This is a genomic window from Streptomyces albospinus (genome assembly GCF_014648695.1).
In the GTDB taxonomy this organism is placed as follows: Bacteria; Actinomycetota; Actinomycetes; order Streptomycetales; family Streptomycetaceae; genus Streptomyces; species Streptomyces albospinus.
The window spans coordinates 184,770-202,769 of sequence record NZ_BMRP01000004.1; the positions used below are offsets into that span (position 1 = coordinate 184,770).

The 18,000-nt window shown below is 73.8% G+C and carries 12 protein-coding genes; 7 read left to right on the top strand and 5 right to left on the bottom strand.

Annotated elements, in window-relative coordinates; all coding sequences use genetic code 11:
- Nucleotides 1-201: 201 nt before the first annotated feature.
- A complete protein-coding gene (locus tag IEZ17_RS08315) occupies nucleotides 202-3,639 on the top strand; it encodes an AfsR/SARP family transcriptional regulator (RefSeq protein ID WP_189298014.1) in 3,438 nt (1,145 codons plus the stop codon).
- A 63-nt stretch (nucleotides 3,640-3,702) separates the two neighbouring features.
- Here IEZ17_RS08315 and IEZ17_RS08320 read toward each other — a convergent pair whose 3' ends face one another.
- The 3 genes from IEZ17_RS08320 to panB all read right to left on the bottom strand — a co-directional run bounded on the left by IEZ17_RS08320 (nucleotide 3,703) and on the right by panB (nucleotide 6,558).
- Complete coding sequence (locus IEZ17_RS08320) at nucleotides 3,703-4,533, bottom strand: ABC transporter permease (RefSeq protein WP_189298016.1); 831 nt, start codon at nucleotides 4,531-4,533, stop codon at nucleotides 3,703-3,705.
- Nucleotides 4,530-5,558, bottom strand: a complete 1,029-nt coding sequence (locus tag IEZ17_RS08325; protein WP_189298018.1) for an ATP-binding cassette domain-containing protein — start codon at nucleotides 5,556-5,558, stop codon at nucleotides 4,530-4,532. The genes IEZ17_RS08320 and IEZ17_RS08325 overlap by 4 nt, the downstream gene beginning before the upstream one ends.
- Before the next feature lie 91 nt (nucleotides 5,559-5,649).
- Nucleotides 5,650-6,558 carry a 3-methyl-2-oxobutanoate hydroxymethyltransferase gene (panB, locus tag IEZ17_RS08330; RefSeq protein WP_189298020.1) on the bottom strand — a complete coding sequence of 303 codons (909 nt, stop codon included), beginning with the start codon at nucleotides 6,556-6,558 and terminating at the stop codon, nucleotides 5,650-5,652.
- A 182-nt stretch (nucleotides 6,559-6,740) separates the two neighbouring features.
- On the opposite strand from panB, the gene IEZ17_RS08335 reads away from it, so the two are divergent.
- The 4 genes from IEZ17_RS08335 to IEZ17_RS08350 all read left to right on the top strand — a co-directional run bounded on the left by IEZ17_RS08335 (nucleotide 6,741) and on the right by IEZ17_RS08350 (nucleotide 11,791).
- Nucleotides 6,741-8,360: an MFS transporter gene (locus IEZ17_RS08335; RefSeq protein WP_189298022.1), complete on the top strand. Its 1,620-nt coding sequence runs from the start codon at nucleotides 6,741-6,743 to the stop codon at nucleotides 8,358-8,360.
- The gene (locus tag IEZ17_RS08340) at nucleotides 8,357-9,025 is read left to right on the top strand and encodes a TetR/AcrR family transcriptional regulator (RefSeq protein ID WP_189298024.1); all 669 of its coding nucleotides are present in this window, start codon (nucleotides 8,357-8,359) and stop codon (nucleotides 9,023-9,025) included. The genes IEZ17_RS08335 and IEZ17_RS08340 overlap by 4 nt, the downstream gene beginning before the upstream one ends.
- A 359-nt stretch (nucleotides 9,026-9,384) precedes the next feature.
- Complete coding sequence (locus tag IEZ17_RS08345) at nucleotides 9,385-10,305, top strand: endonuclease/exonuclease/phosphatase family protein (RefSeq protein ID WP_373299766.1); 921 nt, start codon at nucleotides 9,385-9,387, stop codon at nucleotides 10,303-10,305.
- A 187-nt stretch (nucleotides 10,306-10,492) separates the two neighbouring features.
- Complete coding sequence (locus IEZ17_RS08350; protein WP_189298028.1) at nucleotides 10,493-11,791, top strand: MFS transporter; 1,299 nt, start codon at nucleotides 10,493-10,495, stop codon at nucleotides 11,789-11,791.
- On the opposite strand, the gene IEZ17_RS08355 is transcribed toward IEZ17_RS08350, so the two are convergent.
- Together IEZ17_RS08355 and IEZ17_RS42135 are read right to left on the bottom strand one after the other, a co-directional pair.
- Nucleotides 11,763-13,517 carry an NAD+ synthase gene (locus IEZ17_RS08355; protein WP_189298030.1) on the bottom strand — a complete coding sequence of 585 codons (1,755 nt, stop codon included), beginning with the start codon at nucleotides 13,515-13,517 and terminating at the stop codon, nucleotides 11,763-11,765. The genes IEZ17_RS08350 and IEZ17_RS08355 overlap by 29 nt on opposite strands.
- 125 nt (nucleotides 13,518-13,642) lie before the next feature.
- Entirely contained in the window at nucleotides 13,643-15,610 is a 1,968-nt protein-coding gene (locus tag IEZ17_RS42135) for a multicopper oxidase family protein (RefSeq protein WP_229852057.1), read from the bottom strand.
- A gap of 457 nt (nucleotides 15,611-16,067) precedes the next feature.
- Between IEZ17_RS42135 and IEZ17_RS08370 the strand changes: the two genes are divergently transcribed.
- Together IEZ17_RS08370 and IEZ17_RS08375 are read left to right on the top strand one after the other, a co-directional pair.
- On the top strand, nucleotides 16,068-16,862 hold the full coding sequence (locus IEZ17_RS08370) for a DUF998 domain-containing protein (protein ID WP_189298032.1): 795 nt from the start codon (nucleotides 16,068-16,070) through the stop codon (nucleotides 16,860-16,862).
- Between the two features lie 80 nt (nucleotides 16,863-16,942).
- Nucleotides 16,943-17,767: an alpha/beta fold hydrolase gene (locus IEZ17_RS08375; RefSeq protein ID WP_189298368.1), complete on the top strand. Its 825-nt coding sequence runs from the start codon at nucleotides 16,943-16,945 to the stop codon at nucleotides 17,765-17,767.
- The last annotated feature ends 233 nt before the right edge of the window (nucleotides 17,768-18,000 follow it).

Below are 18,000 nucleotides of genomic sequence, written 5' to 3' on the forward strand. Positions count from 1 at the left end.
TCCGCGGTTCGGCGGACGGTGCACGGATTCACGGCGACGGACGCGGGCCCGGGTGTGGACCCGGACCCCGGCGCGGGCGCGGACCCGGGCGCGGGTGTGGACCCGGGCGCGGGTGTGGCCCCGGCCGCCGACCCGAACCGGAACCGTTCGTACCGCCTGCTCGGTACGCGCGCAGGTCCGGCATTGCACGACAATGGGCCGGTGCGTTACGGAATCCTCGGCACCACGCAGGCAGACCAGGGCGACGGCAGCCCCGTCGCCCTCGGCGGCCCCCGGCTGCGCGCCCTGCTCGCCGCGCTCGCGCTGCGACCCGGCCGGGCGCTGACCGTGGACGCCCTGATCGCCGACGTCTGGGGCATGGACCCGCCCGCCGACGCGCCCGGTGCCCTCCAGGCGCTGGTCGGCCGGCTGCGCCGGGCCCTGGGCCGTAGCGCCGTCGCCTCCGTCGACGGCGGCTATCTGCTGTGCGCGGAGCCGGACGCCGTCGATCTGCACCGCTTCGAACGGCTGGCGGCGGAGGGCGGCCGGGCGCTCGGCGACGCCGATCCGGCCCGCGCCGCCGCCCTGCTCGACGAGGCGCTGGAACTCTGGCGCGGTCCGGCGCTCGCCGATCTGCCCGACGCGGCCGTCGAGGCGGCCCGCGCCGAGCGCCGCCGGCTGGACGCCCGGCGTACCCGCCTCGCCGCCGAGCTGGCGCTGGGCCGGGCCGCGCAGGCGCTGCCCACCCTCGTCGCGCTCTGCCAGGACAACCCGCTCGACGAACCCCTCCAGGCGCTGCGGCTGCGCGCCCTGCGGGACGCCGGCCGTACCGCCGAGGCGCTGGCCGCCTACGAGGAGATACGCACCGTGCTCGCCGACCGCCTGGGCGCCGACCCCGGCCCGGAACTGCGCGCCCTGCACGGCGCGTTGCTGCGGCCCGCGCCGGAGCCCGGGGCGGGGACGGTGCCGGGTGGCGCCGTGGCGGACGCCCGCGTGACCCCCGTGACCCCGGTGACCCCCGCGGCTCCCGTGCCCTACGGCATCCCCGCGGTGAACGGCACCTCCGCAGCCGGCGTCCCCGCCGCCTCTCCGCCGGCCCCGGCCGTCCGCCCCGGCAACCTCCGGGCGCGTCTGACCTCCTTCGTGGGGCGGGACCGCGATCTGGCCGCGCTGCGGGGTGATCTGGCCGCGCACCGGCTGGTGACGCTGCTGGGGCCGGGCGGCGCCGGCAAGACCCGGCTGTCGCAGGAGGGCGCCGAGGCCGCCGCGGCGGCGCTGCCGGACGCCTGGCCGCACGGCGTCTGGCTCGTGGAGCTGGCGCCGGTGGACGATCCGCGGACCGTGCCGGAGGCGGTGCTCACCGCGCTCGGGGCGCGCGAGACGGTCGTCCGCGGTACCACCGCCGAGGGGCTGCGGGCCGCCTCCGACCCGACCGCCCGGGATCCGCACGCCCGGCTCGCCGAGCACTGCGCGGGCCGCCGGATGCTGCTGCTCCTGGACAACTGCGAGCATGTGATCGGCGCCGCCGCCGAGTTGGCCGAGCGGCTGCTGGCCGCCTGCCCCGGGGTGACGGTGCTGGCGACGAGCCGGGAGCCGCTGGCCGTACCGGGCGAGGCGCTGCGGCCGGTCGAGCCGCTGCCGGACCCGGTGGCGCTGCGGCTGCTCGCCGAGCGCGGGGCCGCCGCCTCCCCCGGTTTCCGGGTGGCCGACGATCCGGCGGCCTGCGCCGAGATCTGCCGCCGGCTGGACGGGCTGCCGCTGGCCATCGAACTCGCCGCGGCCCGGCTGCGGTTGCTGACGCCGCGGCAGCTCGCGGACCGGCTGGACGACCGCTTCCGGCTGCTGACCAGCGGCAGCCGGACCGTGCTGCCGCGCCAGCAGACGCTGCGCGCGGTGGTGGACTGGTCCTGGGACCTGACCGACGAGCCCGAACGGGCGGTGCTGCGGCGGCTGTCGGTGTTCGCCGGCGGCTGCGACCTGGCCGCCGCCGAGGAGGTGTGCGCGGGTGACGGCGTCGACGCGTACGAGGTGGCCGGGCTGCTGGGCTCGCTGATCGACAAGTCGCTGGTGGTGGCGGCTCCGGGCGGCAAGGAGGGCGGCTCCGGCGGGATGCGCTACCGGCTGCTGGAGACGGTGGGGGAGTACGCCGGGGAGCGGCTGGACGAGGCCGGGGAGCGGGCCGCGGCCGAGCGCCGCCATCTGGTCGCGTACCGCGAACTGGCGCGTACCACCGATCCGTTGCTGCGCGGCCCCGGGCAGCGGGCCGCCATCGACCGGCTGGAGCTGGAGCACGACAATCTGCGCACCGCGCTGCGCCGGGCGCTGGCCGCGGGAGACGAGCACGAGGCGCTGTGCCTGGTGCTGTCCCTCCAGTGGTTCTGGTCGCTGCGCGACCACCGCAGCGACGGCCACACCTGGGCGGCGGCGGCCGGCGCGCTCGGCCCCAACCCCTTCCTGCCGCCCGTCGAACCCGCCCCCGACCTCCACGAACGGCCCATCGACAGCCCGCCGCCGATGGCCCCCGAGCAGCTGCTGGAGGCCCGCCGCGAGGTGCGGCTGGTGGCGCTCTCCAGCGAGAACGACATGGAGGCGCTGCGCAGCCCGGAGATGAAGCAGGAGCTGGCGGGGATGCTGACCGCGTACCGCAGCGGGATGCCGCAGACCTGCAAGGTGCCCGGGGTCCTCTGGTATTTCGCGGTGCTGATCAGCGGTCAGTGGGACGAGCTGGTGCGGCTGGTCGACGGCGCGGTGCGCGCCTGCCGCGACCTCGGCTACGACTGGGAGCTGGCGTATGTCCTCCAGCTGCGTTCCAAAATGCTCAACGACCGCCCCGGCGGGCTGGCGCAGGCCACCGAGGACGCCGACGAGTCGCTGCGGATCTTCCAGCGGCTGGGCGACGCCTGGGGCGCGGCCGAGGCGCTGGCGCTGCGGGGTGAGTCCGAGGAGAAGCGCGGTGAGTATGCGCTCGCGGCGCGCGAGTACCGGGCGGCGATGGTGCACGCCGAGGCGCTGGGCGCGCACGGCCAGACCCTGGTGCTGCGCACCCGGCTCGGCGCGCTGATGATCGAGGACGGCCGGCCGGAGGAGGGGGAGCGGATGCTGCGCGAGGTGCTGGACGACGCGCAGGACCGCAACAGCGGCCGGGACGCGGTGCCGTTCGCCCGGATGACGCTGGCCATGATGCTGACGATGGCGGAGCGCTTCCAGGAGGCCCGCGAGCAACTCGACGCGGTGCGGGAGGCGTTCGCCTCGCGCGCCCCGGACGTTTTCCTGGGGCTGCTGGAGGCGTCGCTGGTCTCGATCGACGTGGCGGAGGGGAAGCACGGCGAAGACCTCCTGCTGCGGATGCGGGCGGCGCTGGCGCTGACCCAGGACGACATGGCGCAGATGATCGCGCCGGATCTGCCGGTGATCCAACTCCTGGCCGGCGCACGGGTGCTGATGGCGGTGCGCGGCGCGGCCGGGGCCCGGGACGCGGCCCGGCTGGTCGGTGCCTACGACGCGCTGCGGGCCGTCTCGCACGTGCCACCGCTGATCCTCCGCGACGATCGGGCCCGTACGGAGCGGATCGCCCGCGCCCTGCTGGGCGATCCGGCGTACGAAGCCGCCCACGCCGAAGGCGGTGGCCTCTCGCTCGAAGAGGCCACCGCCCTCGTCTGACGCGAGCCGGGCGGATGGCCGTCCTCCGGGCGTCCCGGGAACGGGATTCCCGGAAGACACGCGTCAGGTCTTGTTGCGGAACTTCGCCACCGCGAGCGGCATCGTCACGGCCGTGATGGCCACCGCCCAGCCGAGGGTGATCAGCGCCGGATGGGCCACCGCGCCATGGCCGTTGATCAGCGCACGGGCCGCGTCCGCCAGATTGGACAGCGGGTTGACCTTGGTGAAGCCCTCCAGCCAGCCGGGCATCGACTGCGTCGGCGCGAAGATCGACGAGCCGAACTGAAGCGGCATCAGCACCAGCATCGCCATGCCCTGCACCGCCTGCGGGGTCTTCACGCTCAGTCCGAGCAGGATGAAGATCCACATGAGGGCGGCGCCGAAGACCGTGGACAGCACGATCGAGGCCAGGAACTCCAGGATGCCGCCCCGGATTTCGAGGCCCAGCAGGAAGCCCATGCCGAGCAGGATCGCGGTGGCGATCAGCATCCGGCCGATCTCGACGACGATCTTGGCTATCAGGACCGAGGACCGGGCGATGGGCATCGTCCGGAAGCGGTCCATCACGCCCTTGCGGAAGTCCTCGTTGACGCCGGTGCCCACCGCCATGGCGATGTTCATGCCCATCATCGCCATCATGCCCGGCACCAGATACTGCACGTACTCCTGCTGGTTGCCCTTGCCGGCGATGGCGCCGCCGAAGACGTAGACGAACAGCAGGATGAAGATCACCGGCATCAGCAGGGCGTCGAACATCGACTCCGGGTCCTGCTTGATCTGGAGGGCGTTGCGGCGCACCAGCGCGCCGATGTGCCGCAGGTTGGCGCGGATACCGATCCTGCCCTCGTCGGCGCCGGGCTTGGCCAGGGGCGCCGTCATCGTCGCGGCACTCATGCCGACACCTCCGCGTACTGCTCGTCGGACTCGCTCTCCGGGCCGTCCGCCTCGGAGGACTTCTGGCCCGTGATGGCCAGGAACACCTCGTCCAGGCTGGGCAGATGGGTGCTGATCCCGGCGAGCGCGAAGCCCTGCCGGCCGAGCACCGCGACGACCGCGGTCAGCTGCTCGTCGCTGATGATCGGGACGTTGACCACACCCCCGTCGTGGTCAGCGGTGGCACCGGCGATGCCGTCCAGACCGGCCTCGGCGATCACGCCGGTCATCCGGTCCAGTTCGCCCGGGTCGGTCGGCCGTATCTGGAGGGTGCGCCCGCCGACCTTGGCCTTCAGCTCGTCGACCCGGCCCTCGGCGATCACCCGGCCGCGGTCGATGACCGTCAGCTCGTCGGCCAACTGCTCGGCCTCTTCCATGTACTGGGTGGTCAGCAGGACCGTGGCGCCCTCGCGGACCATCCGCTGGACCTCCTCCCACACCTCGTTGCGGGTGCGGGGGTCGAGGCCGGTGGTCGGCTCGTCGAGATACAGGACCGCCGGCCGGCCGATCATCGAGGCGGCCAGGTCGAGCCGGCGGCGCATCCCGCCGGAGTACTTGGCGGCCGGCCGCTTGGCGGCCTCGGTGAGCGAGAACCGCTCCAGCATCTCGTCGGCGCGCTTGCGGGCGTCCTTGCGGGACAGATCGAGCAGCCGCCCGATCATGTAGAGGTTCTCCCAGCCGGAGAGCTTCTCGTCGACCGAGGCGTACTGCCCGGTCAGGCCGATGGTCCGGCGCAGCGCCCGGGGCTGGCGCACCACGTCGAATCCGGCCACCACCGCGCGTCCGGCGTCCGGCACCAGGAGGGTGGACAGGCAGCGTACGAGGGTGGTCTTGCCGGCGCCGTTGGGGCCGAGCACACCGAGCACGGTGCCTTCCCGCACGTCCAGATCCACACCGTCGACGGCTTTCACCTCGCCGAAGTGCTTGACCAGACCGCGCACCTCCACGGCGTTGCCGCCCTTGGTGGTTATCGTCTGTCGCGTCATGCCCTCCAAGGTGCCAGCCGCCACCGACAACGCGCCGACAGGCCGCCGACAGCCCCTGAGGACCGGCTGTCGGCGGCCCGTCGGCCGGGCATCAGTGGAAGGTGTGCTCCTCGGCGGGGAACGCGCCGCCGACCACGTCCTCGGCGAATGCCCTGGCCGCGCCGCCCAGCAGCTCCCGCATCTGGAGGTACTGCTTGACGAACCGCGGCACCCGGCCGGCGGTCAGGCCCGCCATGTCGGTCCACACCAGCACCTGGGCGTCGCAGTCCAGGCCCGCGCCGATGCCGACGGTCGGGATGTGCAGCGAGCGGGTCACCTCGGCGGCCAGCTCGGCCGGTACGGCCTCCAGGACGACCGAGAACGCCCCGGCGTCCTGCACCGCCTTGGCGTCCCGCAGCAGCTGCTGGGCGGCCTCCTCGCCGCGGCCCTGGACCGGGTAGCCTCCGTAGGCGTGCACCGACTGCGGGGTCAGCCCGACGTGCGCCATCACCGGGATGCCGGACGAGACCAGCAGCTCCACCTGGTGCGCGGAGCGCTCGCCGCCCTCCAGCTTGACGGCGCCGACCCCGGCGTCCTTGACCAGCCGGGTGGCGTTGCGCAGCGCCTGGACCGGGCCTTCCTGGTACGCGCCGAACGGCAGGTCGGCGACGACCAGGGCGCGCTTGGTGCCGCGTACGACCGCGGCGGACAGGATCGTGATCTCGTCCATCGTGACCGGCACGGTGGACTCGTAGCCGAGGTGGCAGTTGCCCATCGAGTCGCCGACGAGCAGGACCGGGATCCCGGACTCGTCGAAGACCGAGGCGGTCATCGCGTCGTAGGCGGTGAGCATCGGCCACTTCTCGCCGCGCTCCTTGGCGGCGGCGATGTCGCGGACCGTGATGCGGCGGGAGCTGGTGCCCCCGTACAGCGACTTGGTGCTCTCCTTGTTGGCGGGCTTGGCGGCGGGCTCGGCGGTGGCCCCCGCGGCCGGCTTCCGGGCAGGCGAAAGCTGCGTCATGGTGACGGCTCCTGTATCTCCATCTCGAAGCACCCTGACGGTGTCTCCGGACTCCCGACCATGCTGGCACGGCGTGCCGCAAAGGAAAAGAGGAGGGGGCCGCTGGTCCGCCCGGCCCAGTCCGGGCCGCCGTTTCATCGATACGGAACGGTTCCGTATCGGTATCGTCGTATGGTGGCGCCATGGCCACCTCACCGCCCCCACCGGGCGCACCCGCCGCTCCACGGATCCCCGACCACATCCACCGCCGGCGCTGGGCGATCCTCTCCGTCCTGATGCTCAGCCTGCTGATCGTGGTGCTGGACAACTCCATCCTCAACGTCGCCATGAAGACCATCGCGACCCGGGCCCCCGCCGGCCTCGGCGCCACCCAGAGCGAGCTGGAGTGGGCGATCAACGCCTACACGCTGGTCTTCGCCGGGCTGCTGTTCACCTCCGGCCTGCTCGGCGACCGGATCGGCCGGAAGAAGGTCCTCCTCTTCGGCCTGGCCGTCTTCGGCACCGGATCGGTGCTCGCCGCGGTCTCCGCCTCGCCCGCCGAACTGATCGCCTTCCGCGCGCTGATGGGGCTGGGCGGCGCCTTCGTGATGCCGGCCACGCTTGCCATCCTGATGAACGTCTTCGAGCGCGAGGAGCAGCCCCGGGCCATCGGCGTCTGGGCCGGCGGCGTGGGCCTGGCCATCGCCATCGGCCCGATCGCCGGCGGGCTGCTGCTGGACCACTACTGGTGGGGCTCGGTCTTCCTGATCAACGTCCCGATCGTGCTGCTCGCGCTGGCCGCGATGATCGTCCTGGTGCCCGACTCCAAGGACCCCGACCCCGGCAGGCTGGACCCGGTCGGGGTGCTGCTCTCCGTCGTCGGCCTCGTCCTGCTGGTCTACGGGATCATCAAGGGCGGCCAGCTCGCCGACTTCGCCGACCCCGAGGTGCTGGTCACCGCCCTCGGCGGCCTGGCGGTCCTGGCCGTGTTCGTGATCCACCAGAAGCGCAGCGACCACCCGTCCATCGACATCGGCTACTTCCGCAAGCCCGCCTTCTCGGCCGCCGCCGCCGCCATCGCGCTGGTCTTCTTCGCGCTGATGGGCGTCACGTTCTTCATCGTCTTCTACGTGCAGAGCGTGCGCGGCTACAGTCCGCTCCAGTCCGGGCTGCTGATCCTGCCGCTGGCCGCCGCCCAGCTGATCTTCGCGCCGCGGGCCCGGCTCGTGGTGGACCGCTTCGGGGCCCGCGCGGTGTGCACCGCCGGCATGCTGGTGGTGGCCGTCACGATGGCCGGGATGCTGCTGCTGCGCACCGGCACCCCCGTCTGGGTCCTGGAGGCACTGTTCTTCCTCCAGGGCACCGGCATGGCGCACATCATGCCGCCGGTCACCGTCGCGATCATGCAGGCGCTGCCGCGCGAGAAGGCCGGCTCCGCCTCGGCGCTCAACAACACCTTCCGCCAGGTCGGCGGCACCCTCGGCGTCGCCGTCCTCGGCTCGCTGCTCTCGACGACCTACCGCGACGGCATCCAGGGCACCCTCGACGCCCTGCCCGGCGTGCCGGGACCGGTACGGGCCGCGGCCGGCGAATCCATCGAGGCCACGCTCGGCCTCGCCGACCGACTGGGCCCGGCCGGCCGCCCGCTGATCGACTCCGCCCGCGACGCCTTCCTCCACGCCATGCACGTCACCGCGCTCGGCTCGGCCGTCGTATCGGTGCTCGGGGCCGTGGTCGTCGCGGCCTTCCTGCCGGGCAAAATGGCTCCGGTTCCGCGCGCGGCGGAGCCGCGGGACGAGTGGAAGGCGGGCGCAGCACGATGAGCCGGGTGGCGGGAGACGCTGGGGCGGCGGCCGGGGCGCGCGCGGGTGCGGTGGCCCCCGAGCGCCGGGGCCGGCCGCGCAGCGCCGCGGCCGACTCCGCCATCATCGAGGCCGTGCTCCGGCTGATCGAGGACGGCTGCTCCATAGGTGAGCTGTCCATGGAGCGCATCGCCCGCGAGGCGGGTGTGGGCAAGGCCACCGTCTACCGCCGCTGGCCCGGCAAGAGCGCGCTGATGCTCGACGTGATGCGGTCGCTGGACGCACCGACCCCTCCCCTGGACGGCATCTCGGTACGCGACGACCTGGTCTCCCTGCTGGAGTTCCTGCGACGCCGCGGTCTGGCCAAGCGCAGCTCCGCCCTGCTGCGCACCGTCGTCAGCCACGTCCAGGCGCAGCCCGAGCTGTGGGCGGAGTACCACGAGACGGTCGTCCGGGCCCGCCACGAAGCCCTGCTCGGCGTCCTCCGGCGCGGGGTGGCCGGCGGCGAGATCCGCGCCGACCGCGATCTGGACGCCCTCGCCGACCTTTTCATCGGCCCGATGCTGGCCCGCGCCATCCTCCACGAGTGGAAGGAGCTCCCCGAGGGGTTCTCGGAGGACATCGTCGACATGGTCCTGGAGGGCGTACGGCCCCGCCCCGAAGCGGGGCCGCCGCGTACGGTGTGACCTGGAGCGGGCTCCGTATGACCGGACGATGCCCGTTGTGTCACAGCCGTTGTCACGAAGCCCCGGGAGCGGAACCCGGGCGGGCCGGCGGGCCGTCCTCCCCGTCGAGAAAACACGCTTTCGGCCGAGCACGCCGCGGGTCCGCGCACGGACCGGGGCGGTGCGGATCTAAGAACGTGTTTTACGGGCGTCGCCTAGGGTCGATGATCACAGGCGGGGCGGACCGGAGCAGGGCGGCAAGGGGCAGTGAGGACAGCGGCATGGCGCAGGCGTACGTGACGGAGCCGGGGCAGGGCGAGGGGCCCGAGGGGGCCGGTTCCCGGGCCGCCCGCCTGCGGAACTGGTGGCGCCCCGAGGGGATGTGGCGGCGCGGCATCATCCTCGCGGTGCTCGCGGTCGCCCTCGGACTGGCGATGGTGCTGCACGCCCGGATCCCCAACACCGTGGGAAATCTGGGCAGTTTGGTGGAGACCTTCCTGCCGTGGCTGGGGCTGGGCATCCCGCTGCTGCTGCTCTGCGCCGTGCTGCGCCGGTCGGCGACGGCACTGGTGGCGCTGGTGCTGCCGGCCGTCGCCTGGGTCGGCCTCTTCGGCGGGCAGATCACCGACAAGGCGGGCACCGGCGGCAATCTGACGGTGCTGACCCACAACGTCGACGCGGGCAACCCCGATCCGGCGGGCACCGCCCGGGACATCGTGGCGTCCGGCGCCGATGTCGTGGCCCTGGAGGAGCTGACCGGCGCCGCGCTGCCCACGTACAAGAAGGGCCTGGCGCAGGCGTATCCGTACCACACGGTCCAGGGCACCGTGGGCCTGTGGAGCAAGCGCCCGCTGTCCGACGCCCGGCCGGTGGACATCAAGATCGGCTGGGTCCGGGCGCTGCGTGCCACCGTCACCGCCGCCGACGGCGAGCAACTCGCCGTCTACGTCGCCCACATGCCCTCCGTGCGGGTCCACGTCGACAAGGGCTTCACCGCCAACCAGCGCGACGGCAGCGCCAAGGCGCTCGGTGACGCGATCGTCCAGGACCCGGTCAGGAAGGTCATGCTCCTCGGTGACCTCAACGGCACCATGAACGACCGCTCGCTGGCCCCGCTGACCTCCCAGATGCGCTCCGCGCAGGGCGCCGCGGGCGACGGCTTCGGCTTCAGCTGGCCGGTCGGCTTCCCGATGGCCCGGATCGACCAGATCATGGTGAAGGGGATCGACCCGGTCAAGGCATGGGTGCTGCCGGCCACCGGCAGCGACCACCTCCCGGTCGCGGCGACGGTCAAGATCTGACAGCTGCCGCCGACCCGCCCCGCCGCTGTGTGCCACAGCGTGACGGCCCGCTGTGGACGCCGGTCCGCAGCGGGCTTTTCACCTGCCGTTTTCACGCCGGAACACTGCGGCTGAGAGACTTTGTTCCGTAAGCGAACTTAGGTCTCGGTGCGCCCGCACGCGCCCACCCCACCCCGAAAGGCACTCCATGCCCTTGGCTCTGCTCGCACTCGCGATCTCGGCCTTCGGTATCGGCACCACAGAATTCGTGATGATGGGCCTGCTGCCCGATGTCGCGGACGATCTGGGCACCTCCGTGCCCACCGCCGGCTACCTCGTCTCCGCCTACGCCCTCGGCGTCGTCATCGGCGCACCCCTCCTGACCGCCCTCGGCTCCCGCGTCCCTCGCAAGCGGATGCTGGTGGCGCTGATGGCGGTCTTCACCGTCGGCAACCTCGCCTCCGCCTTCGCCCCCGACTTCGGCCTGCTGGTCGCCGGCCGGCTGCTGGCCGGGCTGCCGCACGGCGCGTTCTTCGGCGTCGGCGCGGTGGTCGCCGCCCGGCTGGTGCACGAGGGCCGCCAGGCCCGCGCGGTCGCCACCATGTTCCTCGGCCTGACCGTCGCCAACATCGTCGGCGTCCCCGCCGCGACACTGCTCGGCCAGCACCTCGGCTGGCGCGCCACCTTCCTCGTCGTGGCCGCCATCGGCCTCGTCGCGATGGCGGCCCTGGCCCGGCTGATCCCGCCGCTGCCGGCCGAGCAACCCGCCGGGCCGGGCGGCGAGTTGCGCGCCCTGGCGCACCCCCAGGTGCTGCTCGGCCTGCTCACCACGGTCTTCGGCTTCGCCGGCATCTTCGCCGTCTACAGCTACCTCGCCTCGATGATGACCGAGGTCACCGGATTCGCGGCCGGCTCGGTCCCGGTCGTCCTCGCCCTCTTCGGCATCGGGATGACCCTCGGCGCACTCGCCGCCGGACCGCTCACCGACCGGGCGCTGCGCCCCACCCTCTACGGGTCCCTGGGCGCGCTGGCGCTGGTGCTGGCGGCCTTCCACTTCACCGCCCCGGTGAAGTGGGCGGCCCTGGCGAGCGTGGTGGTCATCGGCGCCGTGGGCTTCCTGACCACCACCCCGCTCCAGATGCTGGTGATGAACAAGGCCCAGCAGGCACCGACCCTGGCCGCCGCGTCCAACCAGTCGGCGTTCAACCTCGCCAACGCGGGTGGCGCCTGGGCCGGCGGGCTGGCCCTGTCGGCGGGCTGGGGCTGGACCTCGCCCACCCTGGTCGGCGCCGTCCTGGCCGCGGTCGGCCTGGCCGTCGCCGTCGTCGCCGGTCTGCTGGACCGCGGCGGGCACGACACTCCCACCCGCGTCGTGGCGCGCGGCGCCGGGAACGCAGGGAACGCCGGGAGCGCCGAGGGCGCCGGGCCGGGCGGGGCGGTGACGGCTGCCGGGGCGGATGCGGCAGCCGGCGGGGCCGTCAGGCCCCCTCTCTCCAGTGGTTCGTGATCGGCAGCCGACGGTCCTTCCCGAAGCCCTTCGCGGAGATCTTGGTGCCCGGCGGGTACTGGCGCCGCTTGTACTCGGCGTGATCCACCATCCGTAGCACCCGGGTCACCAGGGCCTCGTCGAAGCCCTGCGCCACGATCTCCGCGCGGCCCCGGTCGCGGTCGACATACAGCTCCAGGATCCGGTCCAGCACGTCGTAGTCGGGCAGCGAGTCGGTGTCGACCTGGCCGGGGCGCAGCTCGGCGCTCGGCGGTTTGCTGATCGAGTTCTCCGGGATCGGCGGGGTCTGGCCGCGGTCGGCGGCGGCCTGGTTGCGCCAGCGCGCCAGCTCGTAGACGACGGTCTTGTAGACGTCCTTGATCGGGCCGTACGCGCCGACCGAGTCGCCGTAGAGCGTCGAATACCCGCACGCCAGCTCGGACTTGTTGCCCGGTGCGAGCACCAGGTGCCCCTCCTGGTTGGAGATCGCCATCAGCGTCGTGCCGCGCAGCCGCGACTGGAGGTTCTCCTCGGCGAGCCCGGTCAGCCCCAGCGCCTCCATGTACGCGTCGAACATCGGGCCGATCGGCACCGTACGGAAGGCCAGTCCCGTACGGTGCGCCAGCTCGGCGGCGTCGGTGAGCGAGTGCTGCGACGAATAGCGGGAGGGCATCGCGACGGCGTGCACCTGCCCGGCGCCCAGCGCGTCGCAGGCGATCGCCGCGACCAGCGCCGAGTCGATCCCGCCGGACAGCCCCAGCACCACGCTCCGGAAGCCGTTCTTGGCGACATAGGCGCGCAGCCCGACGACCAGCGCGGTGTAGATCTCCTCGATGTCCCCCAGCCGCTCCGCCTGCCCGCCCAGGGTCTCCGGCTCGTAGGGCGGCAGAGGGTCGGGGGAGAGCACGACGTGGTCCACCCGCAGCCCGTCGTCCAGCACCCCGGCGGGCGGCTCGGCCGCGGCGGCGGGCAGTTCCAGGTCGACCAGCACACACCCCTCCGCGAACTGCGGCGCGCGGGCGATCACCCCGCCGTCCTTGTCGACGACGATCGAGTCCCCGTCGAAGACCAGCTCGTCCTGCCCGCCGATCATCGCCAGGTACGCGGTGGTGCAGCCGGCCTCCTGGGCCCGCTTGCGCACCAGCTCCAGCCGGGTGTCGTCCTTGTCCCGCTCGTACGGCGAGGCGTTGACGGACACCAGCAGCCCGGCCCCCGCGCTGCGGGCCGCCGGCACCCGGCCGCCCTCCTGCCACAGGTCCTCGCAGATGGCGAGCGCCACGTCCACCCCGTGGATCCGCACCACCGGCAGGGTGTCGCCGGGGACGAAGTAGCGGAACTCGTCGAAGACGCCGTAGTTGGGCAGGTGGTGCTTGGCGAAGGTGAGCGCGACCCGGCCGCGGTGCAGGATGGCCGCCGCGTTCTGTGGGGCGCCCGCCGGACGGCCGTAACGGGGCCGGGCCTGCTCGCAGCGGTCGAGGTAGCCGACGAGGACGGGGGTGTCGCCCAGGCCCTCCGCGGCGAGCCGGGCGGCCAGCGCGGGCAGCGCGGCGCGGCTGGCCTCGACGAACGACGGGCGCAGCGCGAGGTCCTCGACGGGGTAGCCGGTCAGCGCCATCTCGGGGAACGCGACGAGGTGCGCGCCCTGGGCGGCGGCGTGCCGGGTCCAGTGCACGATCGTCTCGGCGTTCTGGGCGATGTCGCCGACGCAGGAATCGATCTGATTGAGGGCGAGGCGAAGTTGAGGCACCCCGCCAGTGTAATCGTCTTTCTGACGCAATGGGGGTGTGCGACGGCGCGGGAAGACGGCGCGTACGGCGCTGCCGGCGGCCCGGCCGGCCCGGTGGAGCGCACCGGGCCGGCCGGACCGGGCGGTCACTTCCGGCGGTAGCCGAGGACCGTCATCATCCCGGACTCCGAGTGGTAGATGTTGTGGCAGTGCAGCATCCACAGCCCCGGGTTGTCGGCGTCGAACTCGACGGCGGTGTTCTCGCCGGGCCGCATGATCATGGTGTCCTTGAGCGGCCCGCCGTCCGGGAGCGTGAAGCTGTGCCCGTGCAGGTGGACCGGGTGCCACATCTTGGTGCCGTTGCGGAACACCAGGCGCACCCGCTCGCCCTCGTACAGCGGATAGCGCTGGGACGGGGTGTACGGCCGGCCGTTGAACGCCCAGTTGAAGCGCGTCATGTTGCCGGTGAGCCGCATGGTGAGGACGCGGTCCGGCCGCCGGGACCGGGCCCGTACGCTCGCGGGCGCCCGCAGCTTGTCGGCGGTCATCACATGCCCGTCCAGCGCCTTGGGCCGGTCCCTGTCGTCCGGTGCCTCGCCGCTCGCGGTGCGCAGTACGGCGAGCGCGGAGCGGCCCTTGCCCTCGGCGAGCGCGACCAGCGGGAAGACACCGGACCTGGCCGTGACCACCACGTCGTAGCGCTCGGCCATGCCGATCAGCAGCGCACCGGCCCGGGCGTGCTGCACGGGGTTGCCGTCGGTGTGCGTCACGGTCATGTCGTGGCCGCCCAGCGCCACCCGGTAGGCGGTGTCGCCGCCCGCGTTGATGAAGCGGATGCGGATGCGGTCGCCGGGCTTGGCGTGGAAGGTCTCCGGATGCCGGTTCGTCCGGCCGTTGATGAGGTGGTACGGGTAGTTGATGTTGCCCGGCATGGCGCCCAGCAGGCTGCTGCGGGCGTCGTCGCGCAGGAGGCGGTTGGGGCCGTCGTTGCCGGGCATGGGCCCCTGCGCGCGAAACGCCCCGCGGCTCGCCCGGTCCATGAGCCGGTCGTCGTCGGGGAAGCCGCCCATGGCCCTGAAGCCCAGGTCCAGGCCGTCCCGGATGAAGTCCAAGCCGCGGCGGAAGTCCTCGGTCAGCTCGTCGATGTCCATCGGGGACGTGAGCGGCATCCCGTAGCGCGGGTAGTCGTGGTCGCCACGACCGCTGTGGTCGCCGTGGCGCCCGTGTTCCCCGTGGCCGTGCCCGGAACCGTGGCCGTCGTGCCGGTGGCCGTGACCCGGGCCGTGGCCGTGGTCGCGCCCGTGGCCGGAGTCGTGTCCGGACCCGTCGTGGCCCGAGCCGTGCCCGTGGCCGCCGCCGTGCGAGCCGCCGCCCCCGTCACCGTCGTCGTCCATGGCCATGGGGTCCCGGCCGTGGTTCAGATCCTTCAGCACGGTGTCCGGGTTGCTGCCGTCCACCCCGTCGAGCCAGTCGTCCAGCACGACGACCCACTCCTTGTCGTACGACATCGGCTCCTTGGGATCGTCGACGATCAGCGGGGCGTACAGCCCGTGGTCCTGCTGGACGCCGACGTGCGGATGCATCCAGAACGTGCCGGGCTGGGTGACCCGGAAGCTGTAGAGGTAGGAGCCGCCGGGCTTGACCGCGCGCTGGGTGACGTCGGGGACGCCGTCCATGTCGTTGCGCAGGTGCATCCCGTGCCAGTGCAGCGTGGTCGACTGCGGAAGGTGGTTGACCAGCGTCACCGCGAGGGTGTCGCCGGCCGTGATCCGGACCTCCTTGCCGGGCAGGCGGTCGCCGTACGTCCAGGTGTCGACGGTACGGCTGCCGATGTCGATCCGGGACTTCCGGGCGTCGACGTACAGCTTGCGCACCGGGCCGGAGCCGCGCCGGCGCTCGGCGTCGGAGACCTCCGGGCCGTTCGGTTCGACGTATCCGGCCCGGCTGGAGCCGTGGTCGCCGTGCCCGTCGCGCCCGTCGTGCCCGTCGTGTCGGCCGTCCGGCCCGGTATCGGAGCTGGCGGCGGCGCTGGAGGCGGCCAGGAGGCCACTGCCGGCGACCGCGATGCCCGCGCCCAGCAGGGCGCGGCGGGAGTGCGTGGGAAGGGAATCCATGGGGTGAGCACCTCGTGGCGATGTCGGGGGAGGGGGAGCGGCGGCGGGCCGCGGACTCCGACCGGCGTCGGGGCCCCTGGACCGATGGGTGTTCCCTCAGCCGAACGACGTCGGGACCGGGGAGTGCCGGAGGCCCTTGGGAGAGGCCGGGCGCGCTCCTGCGCACGCAGTCGGCAGTGGCGCGAGGCGTCGTCGGCGCGGCCCCGGGGATATCGGCCGGAGTCCGCGCAGCGGGTGACCGCGCCGGGTGGCGGCCTTGCGGTGTTCACCCATCGCGGACCTCTCGACAGCCGGGGACCAACGGACGCACCCTTGCTCCCGGGCCGGCCGGCCCTGGAGGTGGCCCATCGCGCCGTGCTCGCCGCGTCCGGTGGACCATCCGCCTATTCTTGGCCTTCCCGCTCCTCTGGCATATCCGGCATTCCGGACGCGCCGTCGGGACCACCCGAACACCAGGATGCCCGTGAACCGCACCCGCCCCGCAGCCCGCCGCACCGCCGCCGCGCTCCTGCTGCTCGGCGCGGTCGCCTACACGGCCTGGGTCCTGGAGCTGGTGATCGTCACGGGCCTGGACCCGGTGCGGGCGTACGTCAGCGAACTGGCCGCCGCCGACCAGCCGCTCGGCGGCCTGTTCCGCGCCACCGACCTGGTCGCCGGGCTGCTGGTGCTCGCCGGTGCGCTGACCGCGCTGACGGGGCCGGCGGGACAGGCGGAGCCGACCGGGCCGGCAGCCGCGGAGCGGCGGCCCTGGGCGGTGGCCGGCTGGGCCGCGCTGGTGCTGTTCGGCGCCGCCACCGCGCTGGACTCCCGGCTGCCGCTGAGCTGCGCGCCGACCGGCGACCCGGAGTGCGCGGCCCGGGAGACCGCCGGGCTGGTCCCGGCCACCCACACCGCGCACGCCGTCAGCAGCTCCCTCGCCATGGTCGGTGCGCTCGCCGCGCTGGTCCTGCTCACGGTGGCCGCCCGCCGCTACGACCGCTGGCCGGCGCTGGCCCGCTTCGGCCCGCCGCTGGTGCTGGCGGAACTCGCCGCCACGCTCTGGACCCTGGCCGCGGTCGCCGCCTTCACCGCGGACCGCGGCACCTGGGCGCTCGGCGTCGGCCAGCGCGTCCAGGTCCTGCTGGTCGCCCTCTACATCGCGCTGCTCGCCGGGTGCCTCGCGCGGCCGGGCACCGCCGCGGCCCGCACGGCGCCCGCGGCGCACCCGCCCCCGGCCGCCCCCGGTGCCGCGCCCGCGCGCCCGTCGCCGTAGCGGCTGACGCCGCGCCCACCGGACCCGCCGTGAGGAGAACCGTGAACCAGCCCGTACGGACCCGCCCCGCCCCCGGCCGCATGGTGCGTGTGGGCGGTCTGCCGCTGCACGTGCTGCGCGAGGGCCGCGGACCGCTGTGCGTCCTCAGCGGCGGACTAGGCATGGCCTGGTTCGACTGGGACGCGGTCGCCGCGCTGCTCGCCTCGTACCGCACCGTCGTCCGGTTCGACCGGCCCGGACTCGGCCTCAGCGCCGCCGCCCGCCGGCCGCCCGGCCTCGCCGCCGAGGCCGACCGGATCGCCCAACTCCTCGACGCGCTGGGCCACGTGGGGCCGGCGACGGTCGTCGGGCACTCGCTCGCCGGGTTCCATGCCGAGGCGTTCGCCCGGCTGCACCCCGCCCGCTGCGCCGGTCTGGTCCTCGTCGACGGCAGCATCGAGGAGGACCCCCGGCCCCGCCTGCCGCGCGCGGTCCGTACGGCCTGGGCGGGCGGCCTCGCGGGCGCACTGTCCGCCGCCGGGCTGCCGCAGCTGCTCGGACCCGCCGCCCGCCGTCTGATAACCCGCGCCTCGACCGTCGGCCGGCACCCCCGGCACGGGTGGGAGCACGCCGGCTACCGCACCAGCCGGGTCCTGCGGGCCTGCGTCCTGGAGAACGCCACCTACCCCTACCAGGCCGCCGAACTCGCCGCGCTGCGCCGCCACCGCCCGCTGCCCGCCCTCCCGGTCGCCGTCCTGGCGGCCTACGACGGCAGCGAGTCGCCCCGCGGACTGCGCTGGCTGGAGCGCCAGCGGGCTCTCGCGGCGGAACTGGGCGGCCACTTCGCGGTCGCCGCGCCCTCCGGCCACCTGGTGATGGCGGACGCGCCGGGGGCGGTGGTCAGGGCCGTCCTGGACCTCCCGTGAGGGGCGGGCGGAGCGGCCATCCGCCCGCCGCGGCGGGCGTTCGTGCGGCCCGGGGGAACGCAGGAACGCCATGGCACGGAGCGCTCAACAGCCGGTCAACAGGGCTTCTGGGGCCGTCCAAGACTGCGCCAAGCCGGCCGATTGTCGCGTCCCGTTGCGCTGAGGGGGGCCACTGCGGGAAAGATGCGCGATGGGGGTCACGGGTCAGCGGTTCTGATTCAGGCCAAGGGTGC

Coding starts and splice junctions, on each gene's coding strand:
- IEZ17_RS08350 (WP_189298028.1), top strand. CDS start 10,493: ATGCCCTTGGCTCTGCTCGCACTCGCGATCTCGGCCTTCGGTATCGGC.
- IEZ17_RS08325 (WP_189298018.1), bottom strand. CDS start 5,558: ATGACGCGACAGACGATAACCACCAAGGGCGGCAACGCCGTGGAGGTG.
- IEZ17_RS08320 (WP_189298016.1), bottom strand. CDS start 4,533: ATGAGTGCCGCGACGATGACGGCGCCCCTGGCCAAGCCCGGCGCCGAC.
- panB (WP_189298020.1), bottom strand. CDS start 6,558: ATGACGCAGCTTTCGCCTGCCCGGAAGCCGGCCGCGGGGGCCACCGCC.
- IEZ17_RS08375 (WP_189298368.1), top strand. CDS start 16,943: ATGGTGCGTGTGGGCGGTCTGCCGCTGCACGTGCTGCGCGAGGGCCGC.
- IEZ17_RS42135 (WP_229852057.1), bottom strand. CDS start 15,610: ATGGATTCCCTTCCCACGCACTCCCGCCGCGCCCTGCTGGGCGCGGGC.
- IEZ17_RS08370 (WP_189298032.1), top strand. CDS start 16,068: ATGCCCGTGAACCGCACCCGCCCCGCAGCCCGCCGCACCGCCGCCGCG.
- IEZ17_RS08345 (WP_373299766.1), top strand. CDS start 9,385: ATGTGGCGGCGCGGCATCATCCTCGCGGTGCTCGCGGTCGCCCTCGGA.
- IEZ17_RS08340 (WP_189298024.1), top strand. CDS start 8,357: ATGAGCCGGGTGGCGGGAGACGCTGGGGCGGCGGCCGGGGCGCGCGCG.
- IEZ17_RS08335 (WP_189298022.1), top strand. CDS start 6,741: ATGGCCACCTCACCGCCCCCACCGGGCGCACCCGCCGCTCCACGGATC.